We start from the raw sequence: 24,328 nt of genomic DNA, 5'->3' as shown, positions 1-24,328 counted from the left end.
TAATCATAAACGATCGGTAGCAAAATATCTCTTGCTTCTGATACACTGGGGATGGTAAATGGTTAACCTTGCAAAGTACCCAGTTCTACGTTAGACTGGTGCGGTGTGAGGAATGGAGGAGTAAAGATGGCAAGACTAACTTTTGTGACTGTAACGTCCCTAGTAATGGCATCCTCGGCAATGGCAGTTGCCCAGGCTCAGACTGTTACCCAGAACAATGATTCTATTTTGATTCGCAACATCAGCCGCGACCCCCTTAGCCGTCCCAAGGCTGGTAACCCTAGCAATATTTCCCAGGTAACTTCTGTTTCGGAACTGAGTGACGTAAGACCCACAGATTGGGCATTTAGCGCCTTGCAATCTCTAGTAGAGCGGTATGGCTGTATTGAGGGTTATCCCAATCGTACTTATCGTGGTAATCGGGCGTTAACCCGCTACGAGTTTGCCGCTGGTTTGAATGCTTGCTTGGACAAAATTAATGAAATCATCTCGGCAGGGTTAGCGGACAAGGTGAGCAAGGAGGACCTGGCTACTCTGCAGCGTTTGCAGGAGGAATTTGCGGCGGAGTTAGCTGCTATCAAGGGTAGAGTAGATGCTCTGGAGAAGAAGGTTGATACGCTGGAGAAGCAGCAGTTTTCTACTACCACTAAGCTAGCGGGTACTGTCCTATTTGTGCCTGCTTTTGCTACCAGTGCGGTTGGGGGCAGTGTAGGTAGGGATAGAAACTCCAACTTTGTTTTGGGGGCAAGAGTGCGCCTCAACTTCAACACTAGCTTTACGGGCAGGGATTTACTCCGCACGCGTCTGCAATTTGGGAATGTCACTACCTTTAACAGTGCCACGGTGGGTACAAACATGGCACGCCTGGGCTTTGACCTGGATACCAGTGGTAACTTCCAAATCGATGACCTGTGGTATCGTTTCCCGATCGGGGATTCCATCACTGCCTTTATTGGCGTGAATGCCATGGACTTGGATGACGTTTTAGACCCTGTCAGCCGCATTGCCAGCAGTGATACGGGGGCGATTTCTCGGTTCCATCGTTTTGACCCCCTGATGTTTCGTGGTCCAGAGGGGGCAGGTCTTGGTCTGCAATTTAAGGTTAGTGAGGCTTTTGACATCAATCTGGCTTATTTGGTGCCTTCGGGGGCAGTAGCCCAGGCAACGGGGCAAGCTGGTCTCACCAACGGTGACTACTCTGCTTCGATCCAGCTACTATTCAAGCCGTCGCGGGATTTGAAACTCTCGGCTCTGTATTCCCGTCGCTTTGATGCGCGGGGTGTCAACTTGACTGCTAGCACTAGCACTGGCTTTGCTGCTAATCCCTTTAATGCTGATACCTCTGCTGATGTGTATGGCTTTGCCTTTGATTGGGCAGTAGCGCGGGGCTTTACGCTGGGTGGCAACATCAGCTTTGCTAATGCTCGGTCTGAGGCTGCTCCCAACCGCGGTGCGACAGCTGACCTGCTGACTTGGGCTGTCAATGTCACCTTCCCCGACCTGTTTGGCTCTGGTAATTTGGGAGCAATTGCCTTTGGTCAGCCTCCCAGGGTAACCAGCACTAGCTTACCTGCAGCTGCTAATGTGGACGCAAGGGGTACTTCCTATAACTTGGAGATTTTCTATCGCTATCGGGTATCCCGCAACATTAACATCCAACCGGGTGTGTTCTTTGTCTTCAATCCTGATAGCAACAATGCTAACAATACCCTGGTGGTGGGTGTGCTGCGGACTACTTTCTCGTTCTAGTTCGCTTATAACTTAGTTGGGTCTGCCCCCCTAGTGGGGGCTTTTCATTTAGGGGCTTTCGCTGATCTCTAGGAGGTAGGGGTAGGAGGTATCTTTACTGTAGGAACCAACCCAAATCTGATAGGTACCAGCTAGCCATTGCCCTTCAATGCGGGGATTGCGATCGGTGCTGTCGTCGTTGCACCAGGTGCCCCCCGGCCCCTTAATCAGGAGAATTGTATCCCCAGGACTCTTCACACTCAAACGAAGATAGTTGAGTTGGGCGGTGAGGGTGATCTCATGGTCGGGATTGCTATCCACAAAACCAATGCATTCTCCTGTTTCTGTCTTGGGGGTGCGGGATAATTCTTGGGTTTCTTTGCTGCCGCCGCTGATGCCCCGCAAGGTAATGGGGGTTTTGCCAGGCGCGATCGTGGCGTTTTCAAACAGTTTGATGGTGGATTTTGGGCTGGGCAGGGTTTGGGCGAAGACTGGGATAGAAAGCAGTAGGGAGAGGCAAAGGGCTTTTAACATAGGGTGAGGCTATCAAGGTTGGTAGACTTGAGCCAGGTATGGAGGGAATCTATGCCCGTTTCTAGGGTGAGGTCGTATTTGAGGGGGGTAATGGTGATGTAGTTGTTGCGGATGGCTTGGATGTCGCTGTCCTCGGCGGCTTCCTCTTCCACTACTTCCCCTGACAGCCAGTAGTAGGTTTTTCCCCTGGGGTCGACCCGCTTTTCAAAGACATCCCGCCAGCGTCGAATACCTAGGCGGGTAATGCGGACACCACAAATATCCTGGGGGGCAATTGCTGGGATGTTGACATTGAGTAGTAGGGGTTCTGGCAGGGGATGTTGACTGATGTATCGCACCAAACTCTGGGCAAAGGTAGCCGCAGCTGTAAATTCCAACGAGGCAAAGCTGGTCAAACTCAGGGCAATACTCGGTAAGCCTTCCAGTACGCCTTCCATAGCCGCTGACACAGTGCCAGAGTAAAGGACATCGGTACCCAAATTGGCACCACGGTTGATTCCCGATAACACTAGCTCCGGTCGTTCGGGCATGAGGGCATCGAGGGCTAGTTTCACGGAGTCGGAGGGGGTACCAGAACAAGCCCAGGCAGTTATTTTGTCAGAGAATAGTCCTTTGATACTGTCTACCCGTAGGGGTTCCTGTAGAGTCAGGGCATGCCCAGTAGCGGAACGCTCCCGATCGGGACAGACTACGGTAACTTCGTGGTCGCAGGCGATTGCTTCGGCTAGGGCTAGCACCCCAGGGGAGAATATACCGTCGTCGTTGCTGATTAAAATGCGCATGGCTCCATCATGGCAGAGGGTAAGCTAAATGGCAAGCTGAAAAAGTAATCAACCTAACAAATCTCTGCCCTTAGTATGATTAGGATAGGCTAGATTTTTTAGGATTTTGACTGTGATTGCTACGCAACTGGAAGCAGATATTCTCCGCCTTGGTACGACAATTATCAACGCCGATCGTTCTTCTTTCTGGCAAGCCCTGCGCCTAGATGACAAGTTGATGAACTGGGCAATGGAACAGGAGGAACTGCGGGTGCGATTATTCCAACTGATTGACTGTCTGCCCTCTTTGCAGAGTAATCGGGAGATTGCCCGCCATTTGCAAGAGTATCTGTCTTCTTTCTCCCATTTGCAGTCTTTGCTTAACTTTAATTTGGACAGCCCAGCAGCAGCTATTGCCGCTAATACCTTTGCTACCGCAGTCTCAGCCCTAGCCAGACGCTACATCTGTGGGGAAAATCTACGAGAAGCGCTGCAAACGATCGATCGTTTACACAAAGAAGGGATGGCTTTCACGATCGACATTTTGGGGGAAGCGGTCATCAGTCAGAGAGAGGCAGAGTTATATTTACAGAAGTATCTGGATTTGATGGAGGAGTTGCGTAGCCGTCTGGCAGGGGAAATCCAGGTATCGGTCAAACTGACGGCTTTTTATGCCAACTTTGATCCTCTGGCACCCCAGGAGACGAAGGAGCGGGTAAGTGTACCAATTCGCACCTTACTGCGACGGGCGGGTCAGCTAAACTGTGCGGTCCATTTTGACATGGAACAATACCAATACAAGGATTTGACCTTGGCGATTTTGCAAGACATCTGTGGGGAAGAAGAGTTTAGACACCGATCGGATATTGGTTTTACCCTGCAGGCTTATCTCAGAGACAGTGAAAGGGATTTATATAACTTATTAGCCTGGGTGAAAGACAGAGGTACCCCCATCACGCTGCGTTTGATCAAAGGGGCTTATTGGGATCAAGAAACTATCAAAGCCTATCAGCAAGGTTGGACTGCCCCGGTGTTTGACGCCAAAGCAGAGACAGATGCTAACTTTGAGAAATTGCTGACAATTCTGTTAGAGCACAACCAATATATCAAAGCAGCAATCGGTAGTCATAATGTGCGTTCCCTCGCTAAGGCGATTGTCCTGAAAGAAAAACTGGGAGTGCCCCACGATCGCTTTGAGGTGCAAGCCCTCTACGGTATGGGGGAACAATACATGAAAGCAATTGCCAAGATGGGACATAGGGTACGGATTTACTGTCCCTACGGGGAGCTGATTCCGGGGATGTCCTATTTAATTCGACGGCTGTTGGAAAATACGGCAAACAGTTCCTTTTTACGCCAGAGTACCAAAGAAAAACGACCGATCGAGGAATTACTGGCCCCGCCCGCACCTATCGCCACCCTTGCCCAACCCAAGGTAGTGACATTTGATCACTTTAGTAATACCCCCAACACTGATTACACCCAGGCAGCCGCCAGACAAAAACAGCAGGAGGCAATCGCTAAAGTTAAACAACTGTTTAAGCAGACCTATCTCCCCCTCATCAATGGTCAACCTGTCGAAACGAAAGAATATAGCCCCTCAGTCAATCCGTCCCGATATGAAGAGATCGTTGGTATGGTAGGCATGGCCAGTTTAGAGCAAACCGATCGTGCCCTTGCTGTTGCCCAAAAAGCATTTAAGGACTGGAAGCACACCCCTGTACAAGAGCGGGCAGACATTCTCCGCCGCTGTGCCGACATCATGGAGCAAAAACGCTACGAACTCAGTGCCTGGGTGATGTGGGAAGTGGGCAAACCCATCCGTGAAGCCGATGCGGAGGTCTCAGAGGCGATCGATTTCTGTCGCTATTACGCCAAAGAGATGGAAAAACTCAATCGTCCCCTCACTCGTAATGTTCCTGGGGAAGAAAACCTCTATCTCTACCAACCTAGGGGTATTGCCGTAGTAATTTCGCCCTGGAATTTCCCCTTAGCGATTGCCATGGGGATGTGCAGTGCCGCCCTAGTGGCGGGAAATACAGTCATTCTCAAACCCGCTACCCAGTCAGCGGTGGTGGCTGCCCAAATTGCCCAAGTTTTGCAAGCAGCGGGATTACCTCCTGGAGTATTTACCTATCTCCCCGGCAAAGGAGCGGAAATCGGTTCCTATCTTGTCCGTCATCCTGCAGTTCATCTCTATGCTTTTACTGGCTCCCAGGAAGTAGGGTGTTCTATCTATGCGGAAGCAGCGGTTTTACGCCCTGGGCAACGGCACCTGAAACGGGTAGTAGCCGAAATGGGGGGCAAAAACGCCATCATCATTGACGAAAGTGCCGACCTCGACCAAGCGGTAGTGGGGGTAGTCCATTCTGCCTTTGGCTATAGCGGGCAAAAGTGTTCCGCTTGTTCTAGGGCAATTGTCCTAGAGACGATTTACGATCGCTTTTTAGAACGCCTCATTGCTGCCACCCAAACCCTCATAGTTGGGGAAGCCCATCTGCCTAGTACCCAGGTTGGTCCAGTTATTGATGCCCACTCCCAGGGCAAAATCCAGTCCTATATTGCTATGGCGGCAAAAGCAATTACAGCTGCCCCTGTCCCTGATTTCGGTTACTACATCAGCCCCACGATCGTGCCCGACCTCGACCCCGCCTCTCCCATCGCCCAGGAGGAAATTTTTGGACCCGTTTTAGGGGTGATAAAAGCTAGTAGTTTCGAGCGGGCGCTAGAAATTGCCAATAACACCGCCTATGCTCTTACAGGGGGACTGTATTCCCGCACCCCCTCCCATATCCAACGGGCAAAAACTGATTTTGAGGTAGGTAATCTTTATATCAATCGTGGTATCACAGGTGCGCTAGTCGATCGGCATCCCTTTGGTGGGTTCAAGCTGAGCGGTACGGGGACAAAAGCGGGGGGCAAGGATTATCTGTTGCACTTCCTAGAACCTAGAGCAATCAGTGAGAACTTACAGCGTCAGGGATTTGCGGAGATTTCTCTTGAGTCGTAAGTAGCCCAACTGCACTAGTCCCCAATTTGATGGGGCAAACTGTCAGGCAAATACACCAAACCAGCTGGCAGACTATTTCGATCGTTCTTGGCGCTACTCTCTCTCCTGGGGCGGTTTTTAGACTATCAAGTGTGGGCAGTCAAACACTATATTCCTGAAGTTTCTGCTAACTTCTAGCGGTAGGGTAGATGTTGTTTCTCCCAACTGATGGAGTTAAGCTATCATAGCTAGTACAGCAAGAGATACAGGTTAAATCCATGAACACAACGGATGAACAAATCCGCCAACGTAGTTCCCTGTTGGGCACTCAAGTTATCAGCCAGTCCACCGCCCGCAGGTTGGGGGTAGTGACAGAAGTATGGGTGGACATGAACCAGCGGCAAGTTATGGGTTTAACTGTGTCGGAACGCACCCTCCCCGGTACAACCATCAATCTGGGGGAAACCTACTTCATGGCGCTTGAAGACATTAACATTCTCGGACCCGATGCAATTTTGGTAGATAACGATCGGGTTTTACAGGACTATTTAGTTAGTGAAAGATACACAAACTTGCTTGGTTGTGAAGTAGTGACAGAATCGGGGGAAGTCCTAGGTAAAGTAAGGGACTTTCAGTTTGACCCAGAAACGGGGGATTTGCTGTATTTGATTCTGGCATCAATTGCTATACCCCAAATTCCTGCCCAACTGATCAGTACTTATTTACTAGATGTGAACGAAGTGATTGCTGTGGGGCGGGAACGGATTGTGGTGACAGAGGGCATGGAAGAGCGGTTGGAACAGCTGACGAAGGGCATTTTAGAAACCCTAGGACTAGGCAAGCCCCCCTGGGAGCAGGAATACGAGGAAGACTATCTACCTCCCCCCGCCTCTATCTCTACCAATGCCCTGGGGTCGGGACGGCGAGAAAACACCTATCCCACCAAACCCAAACCCACTTACCAACGGGAAGCAACTCCAAGTTGGGAGGAGGAAGACAACTGGGCAGAGGAGAGGGTACCCGTGCAACCACCCCCGAAACGGAAACGCATCGAACCCGAACCCCCACCACCCCCTGACCCCGATTACTACGAAACAACCCAACAGCAGATTCAAAGTGCCTGGGCAAGGGAAGTGAAGCAACCCCAGCCGGAGGAACTAGAAGAACTGTAGAGATGACCACTCTGTTAGGTAAATCCCGATCGGAGCTGATGGATTGGGCAGTGCAGATGGGTCAGCCTGCCTTTCGGGGCAAGCAAGTACACGAATGGATTTATAGTAAAGGGGTTAGCCAGCTAGGGGAAATCCCTGTCCTACCCAAGCAATGGCGGGAAGCGTTGCGGGATGTCAAGGTAGGTCGGTCCCAGGTAGTACACCGAGTTAGGGCAAAAGATAGTACAGAGAAGTTTCTCCTGCAGTTAGAGGACGGCAAGCTAATCGAGACCGTGGGGATTCCCACAAGCAAGCGCCTGACGGTGTGTGTGTCAACCCAGGTGGGCTGTCCTATGGGCTGTACTTTTTGTGCCACAGGGAAGGGAGGCTGGCAAAGGAACTTAAGAGAACATGAGATCATTGACCAGGTGTTGACAGTACAACAGCAGATGCAGAGGCGGGTGAGTCACCTGGTGTTTATGGGAATGGGAGAACCCCTGCTCAACTTAGAGAATTTAGTAGGAGCCATCTACAGTCTGCACCAGGATGTAGGCATCAGTCAGCGCCACATGACTATTTCCACCGTCGGTATCCCCCAGAAAATTGCCCAGCTTGCTACCTACGACCTGCAGGCTACTTTAGCGGTCAGTCTCCATGCCCCTACCCAGGAGTTGCGCCGTCGGTTGGTCCCTGCTGCCGATCGCTATCCCCTCGATCGCTTACTTGCTGACTGTCAGGACTATGTGGCAAAAACAGGTAGGCGAGTTAGTTTTGAATACACCCTACTAGCTGGGGTCAATGACAGTATAGAGTGCGCTATGTTCTTAGCGAAGTTGGTGCGGGGGTTCCAGTCCCATGTCAACCTCATTCCCTACAACCCGATCGGTATAGCAGACTTCCAGCGTCCTCGGGAGAAAGCCATAGCCCAATTTCAGCAGACCCTAGAGCGAGAAGGAGTAGCAGTGAGTGTGCGGCGTACAAGGGGTTTAGAAGCCGATGCCGCCTGTGGACAGTTACGGGGTCGCTATGGGGAGTTTAGAGAAAATTAACAAAAATTTAGAAAATTCTCAGTAAAATGCGAGAATGTAGTCCAGCAAACTTGGCGTACTCTATGACAAAAATCCCCGACCCTAGCTATCAAATGACGTTGACGGCAGCAGCAGCAGCGCAGGATCGGAAAGGGGAGGACATAGTAATTTTGGCAGTGGGGGAAGTTTCCTACATTGCTGACTATTTTTTAATTGTCACGGGACTATCGCGAGTACAGTTGCGGGCGATTGCCATGGGGATTGAGGAGAAACTATGGCAGGAGTACGGTCGTCAGCCCCGTCACAGTAACAATGAAAAAGAGAGTGGTTGGATTTTACAGGACTACGGTGAATTGATCGTCCATATTATGACCCCCAAGGAAAGAGCTTTCTACGGCTTAGAGTTATTTTGGGGGCATGCTCCTAGAATAATGATGGCTCAGACAGCATAGGAGAGAAGCACGGATGAAAATTGGCGACCGCGTGCGCATCAAGGTATCTCTGCGGGTTTATCACCACCCCCAGTACCGCCAGGAGGGTATTGATATCCAGGGTATGGAAGGGGAAATTGTTAACATAGTACAAGACCCCGAAGGCAGACCGATTACCCCTAATTACCCCTACGAAGTGAAGTTAGGCGATCGGTTTTCCGTACACCTAGGGGCGGACGAACTAGAGTTAATTTCTTAGCTGCGAGGTTAGTTATGGTCTCCCTGACAGAATTACAACAGTGGTTGGATAACACCAGCTTTGCCCTTTTATTTGCCGCTATGTTGTTTTATTGGGTAGGGGGAGCCTTTCCCCAGGTGGGGCAATGGTTAGGACTGTTGGGGAGGGCTTTTGTAGTCATAGCTAATCTGGCAATTGCTACTTTACTGCTAGCGCGCTGGCTGGAGGCGGGCTACTTCCCCTTGAGCAATCTCTACGAATCCCTGTTGTTCGTGGCTTGGGCAGTTACCCTCTTCCATTTGGTGGCAGAACAGATGACCGAGAGGAAAATTGTTGGCATTTTTACTAGCCCCCTGGCCACAGGGATCATTGCCTTTGCCGCTCTGAAATTACCAGAGACAATGCAGCAGGCAGCACCTCTGGTACCAGCCTTAAAATCTAACTGGCTGATGATGCATGTGTCAGTGATGCTCCTCAGCTATGGGGCACTGATGTTGGGGAGTGTGTTAGCCTTGGCTTTTCTGGTGGTCACCCACGGACAGGAGGTCAAACTGAGTGGCAACTCTTTGGGTATCCCGATGAACAGTCAGCCGCCCCAAGACATCCGATCCAAGGCACTGGAGGTGCAAGAGTCAGCCAGTAGCAATGGTGGAAATACTTTAGTACTTACGCAGAAGCCTGTCATTCTTACTCCCAGGCAACTCTCTTTAGGAGAAACTTTGGACAACATCAGCTATCGCATGATTGGTTTGGGCTTTCCTTTACTCACGATCGGGATCATTGCGGGAGGGGTATGGGCAAATGAGGCATGGGGTTCTTACTGGAGTTGGGACCCGAAAGAAACCTGGTCTTTGATTACCTGGTTAGTATTTGCCGCCTACCTTCATATGCGGATCACTAAAGGCTGGCAAGGGCGGAAACCAGCCATTTTGGCAACAGTAGGTTTAGGAGTAGTGTGGACTTGCTATTTGGGGGTAAACTTTCTAGGGAAAGGACTCCATAGCTACGGCTGGTTTCTATGAAGGCAGAAATTACACCTGCCAAAATTCTAATTATTGATGACAAACCCACTAGTATTCAGCTGTTGGTTGATCTACTGAGGCGATCGGGCTACCAGCCCACCTTCCTCACAGATAGTAGCACAGCCATGGAGTTGATCCTGCGGGAGCCTCCCGATTTAATTCTACTGGATGTGGTGATGCCTGGTGTAGACGGCTACACCCTCTGTCGGCAAATCAAAGGTAACCCCAGCACCAAGGATATTCCTGTCATATTCATCAGTGGCTACGGTGAGATCATCGACAAGGTGATGGGGTTTAATATTGGTGGGGCTGATTATATCACCAAACCCTTTCACTCCCAGGAAGTACTAGCTCGTATCGAGCATCACCTCTCCCTACAACATCTTAAAAAAGATTTAGAAGCGCAAAATCAACGCTTGCAACTAGAAGTCAACTACCGTATGCAAGCAGAAGCAGAGCTGCGCATTCTCCTGCAATCGATGACGGATATTATCTTGGTTTATGACCGTTGGGGGCAACACCAGCGCACAATTACTACTAACTCCCGTTTTTCCTACAGGGTGCAGGAAAACTACCATCGTTTACTAGCGGAACAGTTTAGTGACTACCGAGACTTTGTGCAGATTGTCCTCAATACCCGTGACAATGTCTGCGATGTGGAGTATAAGTTGTTGATTGACAAGGAAGAGGTGTGGTTTGCTGCCAATATTTCCCCCCTGGAGGAGGATTCTGCCCTCTGGGTGGCGCGGGAAATCACAGGTCGTAAGTTGATTGAATCCAATCTCACGCGCAGCAATGCCTTCCTCAACGCCCAAAAGGAGGTAGAGCAAGACGGGGTATTGATGGTGGATGACCAAGGTCGCATCATTGCCTATAACCAATTGTTCAAGGAAATGTGGCAGGTGGATGAAACATTACTTTCAAGCAGTGAACACCGCTTGATTACCCCCCTGTTGCATAACTCGGAAATGCCTGACCCCCTGGTGGAAGCGATCGAGGCAATGTACCAGCAACCAGAGGAGACCCTCAGATTACAGACGGAATTTAGCGGGCGCATTTTTGATTGTTATGCTCGCTCTGTCTATTCTCCCACGGGACAGTTCTATGGTGTGTGTTGGTTTTTTCGTGACATTACCGAGCGAGTACAGGCAGAGGTTGCCCTGCGGGTTGAGAAAGAGAAATCCGAGAGGTTGTTGTTGAATATTTTGCCGTTTAAGATTGCCGCCAAACTGAAGGAGGGAGCTACCACCATTGCTGATTCCCATCCCGACGTGAGTGTTTTGTTTGCTGATATTGTGGGGTTTTCCCAAGTCGCCTATCACAGAAGCCCCCAGGAGGTTGTCTCTCTACTCAATTCCGTTTTTTCCCGCTTTGATACCTTGGTGGAGAAGTACCAATTGGAAAAAATTAAAACGATCGGGGATGAGTACATGGCAGTAGGGGGGCTGATAGGGCAGCAGCCAGACCATTTGCGGTCAGCGGCTCTCCTGGCTTTAGAAATGCTGGAAGTGATCAGAGAATTTCGCGGCGAAGAAGACCAGACTATGACTTTGCGGATTGGCTTACACACAGGACCTGTAGTAGCAGGGGTAATCGGCACGAAAAAATTTGCTTATGACCTATGGGGGGAGACAGTTAATCTTGCCAGTCGTATGCAGTCCCAGGGTCTGCCCGGAAAAATTCAAGTGACAGAAACAGTATATCGCCGATTACAGCGTGAGTTTCAACTGACCTATCGGGGGGAGATGCTAATCAAGGGACACGGGCTGATGGGGACATTTTGGCTAGAAGGGATGAAATGACAAACTTTCGATCGGGTTTTGTCGCCCTAGTGGGAAGACCGAATGTGGGTAAGTCCACACTCCTCAATGCTTTAGTAGGGCAAAAGATTGCCATTACCTCCCCCGTTGCCCAAACCACTCGCCATCGTTTGCGGGGTATCCTTACCCTACCCCAGGCCCAAATCATCTTTGTCGATACCCCCGGTATCCATAAACCCCACCATCTTCTCGGCACCGTGCTGGTAGAGAATGCCACTAAAGCCATCAAATCTGTCGATGTAGTAGTTTTAGTTGTCGATGGCTCAGTAGCACTGGGCAGGGGAGATCAGTATGTGTTTGATCTAATTCAAAAAGCCCAGGTACCCTATCTCATCGGTATCAATAAAATCGACCAAGCAGCAGACTCTTCCACAATTGCTACTTACCAAACCCTGGGGGATTGGGTGACCTTTTCTGCTCTCCAAAAACAATACCTCGATCGGTTGCAAACAGCTATCTGGGAGCGCTTGCCCCCTGGTCCTCTATATTATCCCGCCGACATGGTCACCGATCAACCAGAGCGCTTCATCATGGCAGAGCTGATTCGAGAACAAATCTTACTCCACACCAGAGAAGAAGTACCCCATTCCGTGGCGGTAACCATCGATCGACTCGAAGAAAGACCAGAGCTCACGGCGATTCTGGCAACGATTTATGTAGAAAGACCTTCGCAGAAAGCCATCATCATTGGAGAGAAAGGACAAAAGCTGAAAACGATCGGGAGCCTTGCCCGCCAGCAAATCCAAAAGCTAATTATGGGAAAGGTTTACTTGGAGTTGTTTGTCAAAGTCCAGCCCAAATGGCGTTCGTCTCGTCTCTATCTCAAAGAGTTCGGCTACCATAGTAGGGAGTAGATTGCTAAAAGTATTGTAATATATAATCTTTGGGTGACTAGCGCAACGGTAGCGCAACGGACTCTTAATCCGCTGGTTCTGGGTTCGAATCCCAGGTCACCCATCCTCAACACCGAGCTACACGGAAAGCAGGCGGGGCTAGGATGGCAATGATTGGTTAATCTGAGCGATTCTCCGACGTGGTTGACAGTCCAATTCTAGGCAACATAGTCTGCCCCTCTCCTCATGATTGCTCCTCCCAGAAATCAATGTTCAAAATAGACTCAATATCTGCAGCGTAGAGCCACCGATCGGGAAAGGCAATCTGCTTGTACTCTCTCGATACCTTCTTCAAGGCTTTTGTCCAGGCTTTCTCAAAAATTTCTGGCCACAGGGTTTTCAGGCTAGGCACTTCCTCTAGGAGCAAATCGATACTGCTGCGCTGGTTGTTGATAGTAACTTCCCAGCCTCGATAATCATTAGGTGATGGCACAAACATCCGTTTGAGTAGATGTTCCAACAAGATCAATAGTCGACTGCTAAGCTCATGTCTTTGTGCAATCCCCAAACCCTCGACCTCCTCAATCAAGTGCTCTAGGTCTAAATTGTCAAAGTCCCGCTTCTTCAGTCGAGCAACAGTGTCCTCAACCCACAATAGGAAATCCCGATCGTGTAAAGATTGGTTCATGACTTTAGCCTTTGTCTTTAGTACTAGCAAAAATGAGACAAATCTTCCACAAGTTTGACAGTATTTTCTCCCATCGCCCTGTTAACGAAGGGACAAGTCCTGAATAATCTGCTGAACTGATTCGTAAAACTCTCGGTTGCCTTGTGCTTTGCACAACTCCGCTCCCTTCTGTAAATCAGATAATCCTCCTTGCTTGTTCCCCAAAACAGATTTAGCTATCCCTCGCAAGACATAGGCTTGGGCATCGTTGGGATTAATTTGAATGGCTCGACTGTAGTCCTCGATCGCTCCTTGGTAGTCTCCCAAAGCAGACTTGGCATTCCCGCGATTGAGGTATGCTGCTGCATCGTTGGGATCAATTTGAATGGCTCGACTGAAGTCCTCGATCGCTCCCTGGTAGTCTCCCAAATCAGCCTTGGCATTCCCGCGATTGAGGTAGGCTTCTGCATCGTTGGGATCGATTTGTATTGCCCGCGTGTAGTCCCCAATCTCTCCTTTGTTCTCGCCCTTGGACATGTGAGATCTCCCAGTACCATAGTTGAATACACTAACACAGCTTGGAACAGGTTTCCACCTCAGTAAAGTGCTTGCGTGCTGGCTTTATCCTGTTTCTGAGCTAGTTCGTGTCTTTTGGAGAGCACGGCAGCATGACGCCTTTGATTCCATACTTGCAGGTAGGGAGAGAGGGAATTTGCTACATAGGCAATGGTTTTGACGACCTCCAGAGGTTTCTGCATATGCTCTAGGTAAGACCGGTGTCCCTAATTTCAGAGGATGGAAGGGGGCTAGTCATTTCTACAAACAATCGGACCATGAAAGTGAGCTAAAAGGGCGAGAAAATTTCAGAGCTGAGATGAATTGCAGTCCTTCTGCTTGGTATCTTAGTCGTTGGTCTAAACTGGTTGAGACCCGATCGTTTATAAATATAGCGTATTCTCATGTCAATCCAGTAATCACGTGCTTAAGTATGTACAATTCCTGAGGAATGTCCTCCAAAGTGGAGACAAACTTTCAAGAATACGAGTCTTGGACCAAGCACTACAGCATGGGCAAGAAACAGTGGAATTACTGACAGGGAGGATGAAGAATGGCTCCGAATGGAAGATGCGATACATAGCCTGGAGGGTAATGAATACTGAGTGCTGATTACTAAAAGTCACGAACTGCACCAGCCCACAAGAAAGGACATAACAGTATGAAGCAAACCTCTCTTAGGCAAGTCACCATTTGCAATATCCTGAATACTAACTTTCAGGGAGATATTCTTCCAAATGCTTATCAATTCTCACCCACTAACTCTGCTAGTAAATTCACATATGTTTCTTATGACAGTAAACTAGCTACCTCAAGAACCGTAGGTCAAAGAACTCCTCCTGCAAATCACACCCCCCGCACTCAGGACATCATCCATTTTTCTGAGTCACTGTGCTGTCATTCCCCAGCGGTTCCAGGAGGAGATAGTGGTGTCCCCCTGCCCAACACCTACCAAATCCAAGCTCTCATCAGAGCTGTCATTCGTCCAGAGCAGTTGCGCACCAATCGGTTATCTTTCTACCTAGGCTTGACCTTTGCCAACCTGACCATTCGGGGTGGCGGCAACAATACCGAAACTGTTTTCACTCACTGCCAACAACGCAGTCCTCGCTGTCTTAAAGGGAATAGCTCCCAGTGCCGTTACCTAGGCAGATTTTGTCACTGCCGCTAGGTCTCTAAACACCCCCTGCTTCTAGGTTTAATAATTTTCCTGGACTTAGTCCCTTAGCTAGGCTAGTTGCTAAAATTTTGCATATGAGTTAATATAATTATTAGGAAGTAGTTGTACTAGAGTAGTGACCTTCTACCCTCTATTTGATATCCTGGGTGTGTTCTCTGACAGCTCCTATCACGGAGTTGTGCGGTTAGAGAGTGGAGCAGGGAGGGTGATTTATCTAGTATTTACTAACAACAGGCAGGTAGGATTCATTTGCCAGTACACTCCCCAAAATGAGCAGGTAGTTAGAGAGTTAGTAGCAATTACAGGGCAGTCTAACTTCCAGGCTTTATCACCACGGCAATTTTTAGCAAAGGGCTTAGAGTCTAAAGCTTTTACCAGGGAAGAATTTGATGCCCATTTAACCCGCTATTTGCTTACCCAGTTGTCTGAGTTTTTATCCCAGCAGTTCCGAGTGGATTTATGCCATGACGTATTTATTGACATGGACTGGGGAATTCCCATCCGTCATTTACTCGATCGTTTAGTCAGTACAGAACAATTGCCTGGTATGTCATCACCTCTTGCCGCAAAGACAGATAAAGAATTGACCTTAGCAGACTTAGTCTGTTTCCCAGTCATCCAGGGGAAAGTAAACGATCGGGTTTATCTCTATCGGCTGCAAACTTCTGATCAAAATGCAAAATTATTGGGCATGGGTTTTACACCAGGAGTGGAAATGCTGGTAATCAATACTCTGCCTGACGGTGGTGTGATAGTTGGTCTAAGGGAAGAAAGAGTGGGTATAGGAGCAGAAGTAGCAGGGCAGGTTCTAGTTATCAAAGCAGAGGACTGGCAAAAAATAAGGTCAATGATGAATCCACAAGAAGTGAAATTAGGACAAGCTCCCATCGGCAGTCGATTACGGGTAGTCGGCTACGCAGCCACTGGACGGGAGTACAAGCAGAAGTTGTTAGCTATGGGGTTGACACCAGGAGTGGAAATCGTGGTAAAACGTCATGCACCGTTGGGCGACCCCACAGAAATTGAAGTTAGAGGTTTTGCCTTAAGTTTACGCAAAGATGAAGCAGCAGCACTGCGAGTTGTACTCATACAAGGAGGAGAACCATGACAATAAAAATAGGTCTAGTAGGTAATCCCAACTGTGGCAAAACAACTTTGTTCAATGCTCTTACGGGGGCAAATCAACGAGTAGGAAACTGGCCTGGGGTCACGGTGGAGAAAAAAGAAGGAAGGTATACTTGGCAAAACCAACAGATAATTGTTGTTGACCTACCAGGGATTTACTCTTTAGATGGAGGGGAAGGAGCAGCAGGTTTAGATGAACAAATTGCTAGGGAATTTCTCCTCCGATCGGAGGCAGATGTAATTATCAACATTGTTGATGCCTCGAATTTGGAACGGAATCTCTATCTGACCACCCAAATTCTAGAGACGGGGCAACTGCTAATTGTGGCTTTGAATATGATTGATGTGGCGGCAAGGCGAGAAATTGACATAGATCATGAAGTTTTGTCTCAACGTTTGGGTTGTCCTGTAATTCCCATGTCTGCCCGCAATGGTAGGGGTATCAAACAATTAAAAGAGGCAATCAATAGCTACAACCGCAAAGTGTCTGATGCCCATGTCATCTATCCCCCTGCTTTAGAAACAGCCCTGCAAAAGCTAATCCATACAAGAGACTTAGACAAACGCTGGGAGGCTCTATATCTACTGCAATACGGAACTGACCCAGAATTACAAGCAGAAAGACAGAGAGTTGTAGACGTGCTGCAAGAAGACATTGATTTAGTCATTGCTGATAGCCGCTATACCTGGATTCATGAGCAACTAGAGGGAGTTCGTCACAGAAGGGGTGTAGTTGATAAAACTGTGTCCGATCGCATCGATCGGGTTGTGGTCAATCGTTGGTTGGGCATTCCTATCTTTTTGGTGGTGATGTATCTCATGTTTTTTATCGCCATTAATGTGGGGGGCGCGTTTATTGATTTCTTTGATATTGGGGTCGGCACGATCGCTGTCGATGGGGTTGCCTACCTATTGGAGAAAGTAAGTGCTCCTGGCTGGTTAATTGGTCTTTTGGCAGAAGGGGTGGGAGGCGGCATTCAGACAACCTCTACTTTCATTCCCCAGATCGGTTTGTTATTTATTTTCCTAGCTATTCTGGAAGACTCTGGTTATATGGCGCGGGCAGCTTTTGTTATGGATCGCCTGATGCGCTTTGTTGGTTTGCCAGGTAAGTCTTTTGTTCCCATGCTGGTGGGGTTTGGCTGTAACATTCCCAGTATCATGTCCACAAGGACGTTGGAAAACAGACGCGATCGGTTAATGACAATTATTATGAATCCCTTTATGTCCTGTGGTGCCCGTCTGCCTGTCTACGCTTTATTCTGTAGTGCTTTTTTCCCTAGGAATGGACAAAATGTGGTTTTCATTCTTTACATTTTAGGCATTCTGGCGGCTATCTTTACAGGATTTGTGATGAAAAACACTCTTTTTCGGGGAGAGGCTGCTCCCTTTGTCATGGAATTACCCCCCTATCATATACCCACAGCCAGCACAGTTTTATTGAGGGCTTGGGACAGACTGAAATCCTTTATCACTAGAGCAGGGGTGATCATTATCTGTCTAGTTGTTATTCTGGGCTTGATGAATTCCGTTGGTGTTGATGGTTCATTTGGCAAGAAAGATAGTCAAGATTCTATTTTAAGTAGCTTCAGTCGTACAATTACGCCAATTTTTACCCCAATGGGAGTAAGGCAAGAGAATTGGCCAGCTACAGTTGGTATTTTTACAGGTGTATTTGCCAAAGAAGTGATGGTGGGAACAATGAATGCCCTCTACACCCAACTAGCAGACCAGCCCCAGGAAGAAGCAGAGCAACCCTACAGCCTATGGGGTGGTTTACAAGAAGCAGTGATGAGTATTCCCCACAATCTCAAGGAAGTAGCTAACACTTTCCTTGACCCGATCGGCTTGGGCATTTTAGAAGGCGCAGATAACGCAGAAGTTGCCGCTGAAAAACAAGGTGTCAGTGCCACAACTTTCGGAGAGATGGCAAAACGCTTTGGTAGCTCTACTGCTGCGATCGCCTTTCTTCTATTTGTCTTAATGTATTTCCCCTGTGTGTCGGCAACAGCAGCAGTTTATCGAGAGACTAACTTAGGTTGGACAGTATTTGTGGCAGGTTGGACAACGGGTTTGGGCTATTGGACAGCAGTTTTCTACTATCAACTTATGACTTGGGTTGACCATCCCCTTAGTTCTCTGGTCTGGCTAATAGTATTGGTTGGGGTAATGACTGTGACAATCCTAGCTTTACGCCGAGTAGGTCTGAAGAGAAAGGAGGAAATTCATCATGCTTAATGCAGTACAGCAGTATCTGCAGACCCGATCGGTTGTATCTTTAGGAGAACTAGCCCAAGCATTGCAAGTAGACCAGGCAGTTGTGCGGGAAATGATACAACTACTAGTTCGCAAAGGTAGAGTAAAGGCAGTGAAGGGAAAAGAGTGTGGCGGCTGTCACAGCTGTGCCCCTGAGACCTTGGAGTTTTACCAGTGGGTCAGGCAGTAGTTTAATACGGTCATTAGCTCGGTTTCAAGGGATAGAGAAATGTTCAGTTTGGTTGCTAGTTACCCCTAGGAAAACTATTTGCTATATACGTTTGTTTACCGCTGAAGTAAGTTTTATTCCTTTTTTCTTTTGGGTTTCAATTATCATAGGACACTATTAGTAACCAGGATATGGAGCAAGACTCCTCTGGCACCTAAAAACAAAATTCAGACTACATAAGTTAGCGAATGGATGACTGTGGAGGGATAGATAGAGCCAATGAGTAAGTAACTGCAGTGTAACTAGCACGAGAAAGATGGAGATAGTGAGTATTGACTGTCCCCACTGAGGAAATACTACACCATTAAAGGGATGTCATAGAGTAATAGAAGTACTTGTGATTGTGCTAATCTTCTTTTGGAGTGAGGTAAAAATAGCTCCTCCAGAGTGGCAGGGAAAACTAGGGGAGTAATATTTGTCAAACATTACCAGATTGATTTCTACTGGATAGAGTTAAAAGATAGACCGATCGGGATCGGCAGGCAAACGAAAAATTTAGAGAGCGGTGCACATTGCCACCAGCCCCTGTAACTGGGAAATGGTTGCCATGACCTCAAATACCCCATCACCCTGTAGAACATTGCCATAGAAGATTTCTCAATCTGGAATTAACTCATAAGTTACCCTGCCACCTACTTGAGGGGAAAGAATTCTCAGAGGAACTGTCTCAAGGATTATCAGTCTGGTCAATAGGTTGGAGCTAGATTAGTTTAAGGGATAATTAACTAGACTCACAAAATTGCTAGGGCAACTATTATTACTTGGATATTCATTTGGGCTTATTACACACAGGAAGGACTTGTCAAATTTTTATGCCTTATTATAATGTTTTTCCTTAGGATTTCATATCATGTACAAAATACTTAGCGGTTTACACTCAACTTTTGTACCTACTTGCCGACTTCAATCATGATTCCCCAATTTCCTGAATTTGTAGTATGATCACGCTATGGCAGGTGTGGATTATTTAATTAGGGCACTCGATCGGGCAGATTCCGCAGACAGTCTCACGGAAGTTGTTAAAGCCTTGGCAAAGACTCGATCGGTAAGGGCTATTCCCCATCTAATTCGGGTGCTGAGTTTCAATAATCCTGGGGCGGCGGTAGCAGCAGTAGATGGTCTGATTGCTATTGGGGTAGAAGCAGTACCCCACCTGTTACAACAACTGGATCGCCACAACTACACAGCCCGATCGTGGGCTATCCGTGCTCTAGCGGGGATTGGTGACCCCAGGGGCTTAGTGACTTTGTTGGGGGCGGCAACAGCAGATTTCTCCGTCAGTGTGCGGCGGGCAAGTGCTAGGGGTTTAGGTCTGATGAAGTGGTATTGGTTCCCTCCCGAACTGCGGGAAATTGCCCAAGCAGAAGTCCTGGAAGCTCTGCTATTTGTGTTGGAGCAGGATGAGGAATGGGTTGTCCGCTACAGCGCTGTGACGGGGTTGGAAGCCTTTCTACCCAGTTATCCCCCTGCCACCGATCGGGTGCAAGCCTGTTGGCAATATCTCCTACACCATGACCCTGTTCCCGCTGTGCGTGCCCGCATTGCCTATGCCCAGAAAAATCTCCTGACTCCTCCCCCTATCACTCCTGAACCGCTAACTGCCACGATCGATTGGCAAGAAATTCTCGCCCGCCTCAGTGAACGTAAACGCCAGGAGCGACTGACTCCCAGTGACCCAGGTAACTACCGTCAGTTGGCAAAAACGATCGTGTGTCAAGACTTGTGAAGATTGCTTTACGGATGTAACAAATTCCACTTAGGATTTTGTTTTAGTTTGTAACTTAGCAAAATGGGTATGCGTAGATTATTAGCTGTTGTACTGGCGGTAATAGTTTGGGTAGGGATTGGTATCCAGCCTGTCCGAGCTGACCTCGGCTTTGACATCCTTACCCCCTGTGGGCAATCAGAAGCCTTCCAGAAGCGTCTAAATGACGAGATCAGCGGTTTCGAGGAACGGTTAAGCAACTTCCAACCCGGCACCCCCCAACATCAATACCTGCTTCACAAGGTGGAGACGACCAAAGCGCGTTTTAGCAAATACGCGGGCTTACTCTGCGGCGAAGATGGCTTACCTCACCTGATCTCCGACGGTAGATGGGACCATGCAGGGGAATTCATTATTCCTAGCTTGCTATTTCTATACATTGCTGGCTGGATTGGCTGGGTGGGCAGGAGCTATATCCGCACCATTAAGAAAAATACCGACGAAGCCTACGGAAAAGAAATTATTATCGATGTACCCTTGGCATTGCAGTGTATGCTCACTGGGTTTATCTGGCCTCTGGCAGCTTTGCAACAATTCGCTTCTGGCGAGCTGACTGCTCCCGATAATGAAGTGCCTGTTTCCCCTCGTTAATTTATTTATTTGGAGTGAGTAAATTATGCAAGACTTTGTTAAGTATCTTTCTACTGCCCCTGTCCTCGCGGCTTTGTGGATGTTTATCACAGCTGGTATCTTGATTGAGTTAAATCGCTTTTTCCCTGATTTGTTAACTTTTCCACTGTAATTAGGAATTAGGTTTGATGAAAAAACTGGAGAGGGGAAGTGCCCCTCTTTTTTCATTAAGGTAGGTCGACAATTTCACCACCAAAAATAGTCACTATATTTTGTAATTCGTCTACCGATCGATCGTTTCTTCTTGTTTCAGTTGGCTCTGGGGCTGCTATGGGGACTGCCGCGGGGGAGGGGAGAACTGCAGGACTTGGAGATGGGGAGCTACTGGCAATGATAAACTCTACTGCCACAGGGCGTTGGAGAATTTTTTGACAGGCATCGGCTATTTGTTGTTGTTTGGGAGCAAAAAATTTCTGCACAAACTGCTTACTCTTTACTTCGATTATTACCTTGTCCAATCTAATTTCTGTGCAACGACCGTGTTGGGATACAAGTGCCCTTGTCGCCATTGGTAGATTATTTAGGATTTGTTCCCAAAATTTATTGACATCCTGACTGGGTAGGTAGGAGTCAGTAGTTTTACTTGGCTGTTGTTGGGTAGCAAGGGGTTTTACTCCAGATACTTTGAGTACTTCTGGGCTAGGAGTGACTGCTGCTGGTGCAACAGTAGTAATTTCCGCTGGAGTTGAGTCCAGTAAGCCCAGCAAAATAATTTCTAACCACAGGCGCGGCTGGGTGGTATTTTTTAACTGTAATTCTCCCTGCCTTAACTGTTGTTGCCCCTGCAAAATTCGCTCAGTGGTGATCCTAGAGGCTAACTCCACTAATTTGTGCCAATTATCACCTGTCCAGCTAACTAAATCTAACCGATCGGGGGCAGTTTTAGCAATCAATAAATCCCGATAGAGAGCGGCAACACTCTGCAGAATAACTAGGGGTTCCCTACCTCTGTCTAAAATCTGGCGTGTAATTTCTAGTAATTGTATAGAGTGCCCCTGCAGGATTGCTGCTGTCAGAGTTAATAAATTGTCCTCAGAAATTGCTCCCACTAAATCCCAAATCATCCCTGCTGTAACAGTGCCATCCAGGAGGCTGACCTGGTCTAACAAAGATTCACTATCCCGCAATCCTCCCTGGGACAATTGAGCAATCAATCTAATCGCCTCTGGTTCAATTCTGATGTTTTCGGCTCTAGCAATTTGGGTAAGGTGGTTAACCATCGCCTCTAGGGGTATACGACGAAAATCAAAACGCTGACAACGGGAAATGATAGTCGGTAAAACCCTTTGAGGGTCAGTAGTTGCTAGAATAAAAACCACCCGATCGGGGGGTTCTTCTAAAGTTTTCAAGAGAGCATTAAAGGCGGCATTACTAAGCATATGACATTCGTCAATGACATAGACTTTGTAACGAGCTTGGACAGGAGCAAACTGAGCCCGTTCAATAATTTCTCTGATGTTATCCACACCTGTATTACTGGCAGCATCAATTTCTGTTACATCTAAGGCTGTGCCTTTACTAATCGATAGACACAGGGTACATTGACCGCAGGGATTAGGTGTTGGTCGATCGGATGCCAAACAATTCAAAGACTTTGCCATGATGCGGGCGGTAGAAGTTTTACCTGTTCCCCGCGCACCTGTAAATAGATAGGCAGGGGCAATTCTCTGTTGCAAAATGGCATTAGTTAGAGTACGAGCAATCCCTTCTTGTCCTACTAAATCGGCAAATGTTTGGGGACGATATTTGTGATGAAGGGGTTCATAGCCCATAGTGTCATGCCTAGATGTGCGTGCGGCTTATGGCCATATTTACTAGTAGGAAATTGAGAACTACTCGTAAAAAACAATTGTAACAACATCCGTAAAATTCGGTTAAAATATTGGCGCAGTTTCATCTATGTTCCTATGTCTCTGCCTTTTCCCCCTGAACAGGTCTTGCTCACAGGTATTGTCATTGCTACTATCTTGATCTACCTGCCTTATTTTGTCGTGGCAGCTGCCCGAGTTAGCGCCAAAGTTGACCTTGGTAATCCTCGGGTTGCTCTGGATAAACTCCCTCCCTATGCCCAAAGAGCTAATGCTGCCCACCAAAATTCCTTTGAAGTGTTTAGCTTGTTTGCTGCCGCTGCTCTGATGGTCTACGCCACGGGTAAGGCTTCTAATTATACTTCCATAGTCACGATCGTTTTCCTGGTCTCCCGTCTACTCCACACCATCTTTTACATTGCCAATATCCCTCCCCTGCGGGGCTTAGCCTGGATTGTCAGTATTGGCTGCGTCGCCAGCCTCATGGGTACCAGTTTAACTGTCTTCAGGCAAGCTTAAACCGATCGGGTCATCTGCACGCGGTAGCGGTTCTTTTTAGTCACCAGCACATCATCAATTCTCAGTCTGCCCTTGCCTCTGATACTGACGAGGTCACCAGGTTTGAGTTGATAGCTGGGCTGTTCAATGGTTTTCCAATTTACCCGTACTTCCGCTTGCTGGATTAGCTCTGCCATCTTGCTCCTGGACATGCCAAACCCTGCTGAAGCAACAGCATCCAGGCGTAAAGAGGCTTCTACACTGACAACCTCCTTGGTTTGGGGGGGACGGACGCGCAACTCTGACCACTCGATCCCTCGCACTTTGACAGGTACAGTACGCACCTGCTGTAAATTCAGCACCAGGTAGTCTCCTAGGGTGGGATCAACGATCGCTTGTGCTCCACGCTCCCCCAGGACAATAATATCGCCTACCTTGCCCCGATCGATGCCTGTAGCTAAGATCGCTCCCAAGAAGTCGCGGTGATGGGCAGGGTCAAACAAAAAATTGCCGACAATTTCTATAGGCAAAAGGGGAAAGTCAGTAGGACTGAGGGATTGTTCTACTCTGGCAATTGCTAAGCGCTGCCGTTCCGCCTGGTCATACCCCCCCCAGGCTAAAACCTGTACTTCCGTAAATTTCTGGAATAGAGCCTCTGCCTCCGCCAGGATAGGTGGTGGTAAAAAATCGCTGTACACTACCTCCCAGCGTTGTAGTGCTCGGTCTCCTAAGTCCAATAGGCGGGCTATCTCTTCGGTTCGATGGAGCTCGCCGACATCCCGAAATTTCAGCTTGCTCAAACTATCGCGGGGCAGCATTCAGCAAAATGTCTAATTTCCCTTCCCTCTCCAAAGCGTACAGGTCATCACAACCGCCAATGTGCTCGTCATTGATAAAAATTTGGGGCACCGATCGCTTGCCATCTTTCCCCCGACGCGCCATGGCATCCCTCGCCACTTCATCCCCGTCTATTTTGTACTCAATATACTGCACCCCCTTACTGTCGAGCAGTGCCTTTGCCCGCAGACAGAAGGGACAGAACTGCCAGGTATAGATTTCTACCTTTGCCATCGCAACACA

General features: G+C 48.3%; 26 protein-coding genes and 1 tRNA gene. 18 read left to right on the top strand and 9 right to left on the bottom strand.

The features are described 5' to 3' along the window. Window positions 1–126 precede the first annotated feature (126 nt). Window positions 127–1,749, top strand: coding sequence for an iron uptake porin (locus tag NZM01_12285; GenBank protein MCS6960811.1), 1,623 nt, complete (start codon window positions 127–129; stop codon window positions 1,747–1,749). A gap of 48 nt (window positions 1,750–1,797) precedes the next feature. On the opposite strand, the gene NZM01_12280 is transcribed toward NZM01_12285, so the two are convergent. Together NZM01_12280 and surE are read right to left on the bottom strand one after the other, a co-directional pair. Next, the gene (locus NZM01_12280) at window positions 1,798–2,262 is read right to left on the bottom strand and encodes a hypothetical protein (protein MCS6960810.1); all 465 of its coding nucleotides are present in this window, start codon (window positions 2,260–2,262) and stop codon (window positions 1,798–1,800) included. Beyond that, on the bottom strand, window positions 2,256–3,044 hold the full coding sequence (gene surE / locus NZM01_12275; GenBank protein ID MCS6960809.1) for a 5'/3'-nucleotidase SurE: 789 nt from the start codon (window positions 3,042–3,044) through the stop codon (window positions 2,256–2,258). The genes NZM01_12280 and surE overlap by 7 nt, the downstream gene beginning before the upstream one ends. Before the next feature lie 112 nt (window positions 3,045–3,156). Here surE and pruA point away from each other — a divergent pair, with 112 nt between their 5' ends. The 9 genes from pruA to NZM01_12230 all read left to right on the top strand — a co-directional run bounded on the left by pruA (window position 3,157) and on the right by NZM01_12230 (window position 12,659). Continuing rightward, window positions 3,157–6,033 carry an L-glutamate gamma-semialdehyde dehydrogenase gene (pruA, locus tag NZM01_12270; GenBank protein ID MCS6960808.1) on the top strand — a complete coding sequence of 959 codons (2,877 nt, stop codon included), beginning with the start codon at window positions 3,157–3,159 and terminating at the stop codon, window positions 6,031–6,033. A gap of 257 nt (window positions 6,034–6,290) precedes the next feature. Then, window positions 6,291–7,184 carry a PRC-barrel domain-containing protein gene (locus NZM01_12265; GenBank protein ID MCS6960807.1) on the top strand — a complete coding sequence of 298 codons (894 nt, stop codon included), beginning with the start codon at window positions 6,291–6,293 and terminating at the stop codon, window positions 7,182–7,184. 2 nt (window positions 7,185–7,186) lie between these two features. Beyond that, window positions 7,187–8,212, top strand: coding sequence for a 23S rRNA (adenine(2503)-C(2))-methyltransferase RlmN (gene rlmN, locus NZM01_12260; GenBank protein MCS6960806.1), 1,026 nt, complete (start codon window positions 7,187–7,189; stop codon window positions 8,210–8,212). A 62-nt stretch (window positions 8,213–8,274) separates the two neighbouring features. Next, window positions 8,275–8,643 carry a ribosome silencing factor gene (gene rsfS, locus NZM01_12255; GenBank protein MCS6960805.1) on the top strand — a complete coding sequence of 123 codons (369 nt, stop codon included), beginning with the start codon at window positions 8,275–8,277 and terminating at the stop codon, window positions 8,641–8,643. 13 nt (window positions 8,644–8,656) lie between these two features. Further along, window positions 8,657–8,881 carry a ferredoxin-thioredoxin reductase variable chain gene (locus tag NZM01_12250; protein MCS6960804.1) on the top strand — a complete coding sequence of 75 codons (225 nt, stop codon included), beginning with the start codon at window positions 8,657–8,659 and terminating at the stop codon, window positions 8,879–8,881. Window positions 8,882–8,895: 14 nt separating this feature from the next. After that, the gene (gene ccsB, locus NZM01_12245) at window positions 8,896–9,882 is read left to right on the top strand and encodes a c-type cytochrome biogenesis protein CcsB (GenBank protein ID MCS6960803.1); all 987 of its coding nucleotides are present in this window, start codon (window positions 8,896–8,898) and stop codon (window positions 9,880–9,882) included. Beyond that, complete coding sequence (locus NZM01_12240) at window positions 9,879–11,684, top strand: response regulator (GenBank protein MCS6960802.1); 1,806 nt, start codon at window positions 9,879–9,881, stop codon at window positions 11,682–11,684. The genes ccsB and NZM01_12240 overlap by 4 nt, the downstream gene beginning before the upstream one ends. Further along, window positions 11,681–12,556 carry a GTPase Era gene (gene era / locus NZM01_12235; protein ID MCS6960801.1) on the top strand — a complete coding sequence of 292 codons (876 nt, stop codon included), beginning with the start codon at window positions 11,681–11,683 and terminating at the stop codon, window positions 12,554–12,556. Before NZM01_12240 ends, era begins: the two co-directional genes overlap by 4 nt. A gap of 31 nt (window positions 12,557–12,587) precedes the next feature. Beyond that, a tRNA-Lys gene (locus NZM01_12230) sits at window positions 12,588–12,659 on the top strand. Window positions 12,660–12,779: 120 nt separating this feature from the next. Here NZM01_12230 and NZM01_12225 read toward each other — a convergent pair. From NZM01_12225 to NZM01_12215, 3 genes are all read right to left on the bottom strand, one after another. Beyond that, window positions 12,780–13,223, bottom strand: a complete 444-nt coding sequence (locus NZM01_12225; GenBank protein ID MCS6960800.1) for a DUF29 domain-containing protein — start codon at window positions 13,221–13,223, stop codon at window positions 12,780–12,782. Between the two features lie 81 nt (window positions 13,224–13,304). Then, window positions 13,305–13,739 carry a tetratricopeptide repeat protein gene (locus NZM01_12220; GenBank protein MCS6960799.1) on the bottom strand — a complete coding sequence of 145 codons (435 nt, stop codon included), beginning with the start codon at window positions 13,737–13,739 and terminating at the stop codon, window positions 13,305–13,307. Between the two features lie 59 nt (window positions 13,740–13,798). After that, on the bottom strand, window positions 13,799–13,960 hold the full coding sequence (locus tag NZM01_12215; GenBank protein ID MCS6960798.1) for a hypothetical protein: 162 nt from the start codon (window positions 13,958–13,960) through the stop codon (window positions 13,799–13,801). A 458-nt stretch (window positions 13,961–14,418) separates the two neighbouring features. Between NZM01_12215 and NZM01_12210 the strand changes: the two genes are divergently transcribed. The 4 genes from NZM01_12210 (at window position 14,419) to NZM01_12195 (ending at window position 18,508) form a co-directional block, all read left to right on the top strand. Further along, complete coding sequence (locus NZM01_12210; GenBank protein MCS6960797.1) at window positions 14,419–14,928, top strand: hypothetical protein; 510 nt, start codon at window positions 14,419–14,421, stop codon at window positions 14,926–14,928. Between the two features lie 124 nt (window positions 14,929–15,052). Next, window positions 15,053–16,045, top strand: coding sequence for a ferrous iron transport protein A (locus tag NZM01_12205; protein MCS6960796.1), 993 nt, complete (start codon window positions 15,053–15,055; stop codon window positions 16,043–16,045). After that, on the top strand, window positions 16,042–18,300 hold the full coding sequence (gene feoB / locus NZM01_12200) for a Fe(2+) transporter permease subunit FeoB (GenBank protein ID MCS6960795.1): 2,259 nt from the start codon (window positions 16,042–16,044) through the stop codon (window positions 18,298–18,300). The genes NZM01_12205 and feoB overlap by 4 nt, the downstream gene beginning before the upstream one ends. Further along, the gene (locus NZM01_12195; protein ID MCS6960794.1) at window positions 18,293–18,508 is read left to right on the top strand and encodes a FeoC-like transcriptional regulator; all 216 of its coding nucleotides are present in this window, start codon (window positions 18,293–18,295) and stop codon (window positions 18,506–18,508) included. Before feoB ends, NZM01_12195 begins: the two co-directional genes overlap by 8 nt. Before the next feature lie 479 nt (window positions 18,509–18,987). On the opposite strand, the gene NZM01_12190 is transcribed toward NZM01_12195, so the two are convergent. Further along, entirely contained in the window at window positions 18,988–19,134 is a 147-nt protein-coding gene (locus NZM01_12190) for a hypothetical protein (protein ID MCS6960793.1), read from the bottom strand. A 362-nt stretch (window positions 19,135–19,496) separates the two neighbouring features. On the opposite strand from NZM01_12190, the gene NZM01_12185 reads away from it, so the two are divergent. From NZM01_12185 to psaJ, 3 genes are all read left to right on the top strand, one after another. Next, the gene (locus NZM01_12185) at window positions 19,497–20,273 is read left to right on the top strand and encodes a HEAT repeat domain-containing protein (protein ID MCS6960792.1); all 777 of its coding nucleotides are present in this window, start codon (window positions 19,497–19,499) and stop codon (window positions 20,271–20,273) included. A 69-nt stretch (window positions 20,274–20,342) separates the two neighbouring features. After that, a complete protein-coding gene (locus NZM01_12180; GenBank protein MCS6960791.1) occupies window positions 20,343–20,903 on the top strand; it encodes a Photosystem I reaction center subunit III in 561 nt (186 codons plus the stop codon). Window positions 20,904–20,928: 25 nt separating this feature from the next. After that, the gene (gene psaJ / locus NZM01_12175; GenBank protein MCS6960790.1) at window positions 20,929–21,054 is read left to right on the top strand and encodes a photosystem I reaction center subunit IX; all 126 of its coding nucleotides are present in this window, start codon (window positions 20,929–20,931) and stop codon (window positions 21,052–21,054) included. A gap of 55 nt (window positions 21,055–21,109) precedes the next feature. Here psaJ and NZM01_12170 read toward each other — a convergent pair whose 3' ends face one another. Further along, on the bottom strand, window positions 21,110–22,714 hold the full coding sequence (locus tag NZM01_12170; GenBank protein MCS6960789.1) for a DNA polymerase III subunit gamma/tau: 1,605 nt from the start codon (window positions 22,712–22,714) through the stop codon (window positions 21,110–21,112). Between the two features lie 135 nt (window positions 22,715–22,849). Between NZM01_12170 and NZM01_12165 the strand changes: the two genes are divergently transcribed. Beyond that, entirely contained in the window at window positions 22,850–23,269 is a 420-nt protein-coding gene (locus NZM01_12165) for an MAPEG family protein (GenBank protein MCS6960788.1), read from the top strand. Here NZM01_12165 and NZM01_12160 read toward each other — a convergent pair. Both NZM01_12160 and grxC read right to left on the bottom strand, forming a co-directional pair. Further along, a complete protein-coding gene (locus NZM01_12160) occupies window positions 23,266–24,066 on the bottom strand; it encodes a photosystem II S4 domain protein (protein ID MCS6960787.1) in 801 nt (266 codons plus the stop codon). The genes NZM01_12165 and NZM01_12160 overlap by 4 nt on opposite strands. Next, window positions 24,050–24,319, bottom strand: coding sequence for a glutaredoxin 3 (grxC, locus tag NZM01_12155; protein ID MCS6960786.1), 270 nt, complete (start codon window positions 24,317–24,319; stop codon window positions 24,050–24,052). The genes NZM01_12160 and grxC overlap by 17 nt, the downstream gene beginning before the upstream one ends. Between the last annotated feature and the right edge of the window lie 9 nt (window positions 24,320–24,328).

The organism is Pseudanabaenaceae cyanobacterium SKYG29 (genome assembly GCA_025055675.1).
Lineage (GTDB): Bacteria > Cyanobacteriota > Cyanobacteriia > Pseudanabaenales > Pseudanabaenaceae > M5B4.
The sequence above is the reverse complement of the archived record's forward strand: the minus strand, read 5'-3'. Positions and strand labels throughout refer to the sequence as shown.

Excerpts from the sequence above, each read along its gene's own strand:
- grxC (MCS6960786.1), bottom strand. The coding sequence starts at position 24,319 with ATGGCAAAGGTAGAAATCTATACCTGGCAGTTCTGTCCCTTCTGTCTG.
- rsfS (MCS6960805.1), top strand. The coding sequence starts at position 8,275 with ATGACAAAAATCCCCGACCCTAGCTATCAAATGACGTTGACGGCAGCA.
- NZM01_12195 (MCS6960794.1), top strand. The coding sequence starts at position 18,293 with ATGCTTAATGCAGTACAGCAGTATCTGCAGACCCGATCGGTTGTATCT.
- era (MCS6960801.1), top strand. The coding sequence starts at position 11,681 with ATGACAAACTTTCGATCGGGTTTTGTCGCCCTAGTGGGAAGACCGAAT.
- ccsB (MCS6960803.1), top strand. The coding sequence starts at position 8,896 with ATGGTCTCCCTGACAGAATTACAACAGTGGTTGGATAACACCAGCTTT.
- NZM01_12180 (MCS6960791.1), top strand. The coding sequence starts at position 20,343 with ATGCGTAGATTATTAGCTGTTGTACTGGCGGTAATAGTTTGGGTAGGG.
- NZM01_12265 (MCS6960807.1), top strand. The coding sequence starts at position 6,291 with ATGAACACAACGGATGAACAAATCCGCCAACGTAGTTCCCTGTTGGGC.
- NZM01_12225 (MCS6960800.1), bottom strand. The coding sequence starts at position 13,223 with ATGAACCAATCTTTACACGATCGGGATTTCCTATTGTGGGTTGAGGAC.
- NZM01_12190 (MCS6960793.1), bottom strand. The coding sequence starts at position 19,134 with ATGGCAATGTTCTACAGGGTGATGGGGTATTTGAGGTCATGGCAACCA.
- NZM01_12240 (MCS6960802.1), top strand. The coding sequence starts at position 9,879 with ATGAAGGCAGAAATTACACCTGCCAAAATTCTAATTATTGATGACAAA.
- surE (MCS6960809.1), bottom strand. The coding sequence starts at position 3,044 with ATGCGCATTTTAATCAGCAACGACGACGGTATATTCTCCCCTGGGGTG.
- NZM01_12185 (MCS6960792.1), top strand. The coding sequence starts at position 19,497 with ATGGCAGGTGTGGATTATTTAATTAGGGCACTCGATCGGGCAGATTCC.
- NZM01_12165 (MCS6960788.1), top strand. The coding sequence starts at position 22,850 with ATGTCTCTGCCTTTTCCCCCTGAACAGGTCTTGCTCACAGGTATTGTC.
- psaJ (MCS6960790.1), top strand. The coding sequence starts at position 20,929 with ATGCAAGACTTTGTTAAGTATCTTTCTACTGCCCCTGTCCTCGCGGCT.
- NZM01_12250 (MCS6960804.1), top strand. The coding sequence starts at position 8,657 with ATGAAAATTGGCGACCGCGTGCGCATCAAGGTATCTCTGCGGGTTTAT.
- NZM01_12285 (MCS6960811.1), top strand. The coding sequence starts at position 127 with ATGGCAAGACTAACTTTTGTGACTGTAACGTCCCTAGTAATGGCATCC.
- NZM01_12160 (MCS6960787.1), bottom strand. The coding sequence starts at position 24,066 with ATGCTGCCCCGCGATAGTTTGAGCAAGCTGAAATTTCGGGATGTCGGC.
- NZM01_12210 (MCS6960797.1), top strand. The coding sequence starts at position 14,419 with ATGAAGCAAACCTCTCTTAGGCAAGTCACCATTTGCAATATCCTGAAT.
- NZM01_12220 (MCS6960799.1), bottom strand. The coding sequence starts at position 13,739 with ATGTCCAAGGGCGAGAACAAAGGAGAGATTGGGGACTACACGCGGGCA.
- feoB (MCS6960795.1), top strand. The coding sequence starts at position 16,042 with ATGACAATAAAAATAGGTCTAGTAGGTAATCCCAACTGTGGCAAAACA.
- rlmN (MCS6960806.1), top strand. The coding sequence starts at position 7,187 with ATGACCACTCTGTTAGGTAAATCCCGATCGGAGCTGATGGATTGGGCA.
- NZM01_12170 (MCS6960789.1), bottom strand. The coding sequence starts at position 22,714 with ATGGGCTATGAACCCCTTCATCACAAATATCGTCCCCAAACATTTGCC.
- NZM01_12215 (MCS6960798.1), bottom strand. The coding sequence starts at position 13,960 with ATGCAGAAACCTCTGGAGGTCGTCAAAACCATTGCCTATGTAGCAAAT.
- NZM01_12280 (MCS6960810.1), bottom strand. The coding sequence starts at position 2,262 with ATGTTAAAAGCCCTTTGCCTCTCCCTACTGCTTTCTATCCCAGTCTTC.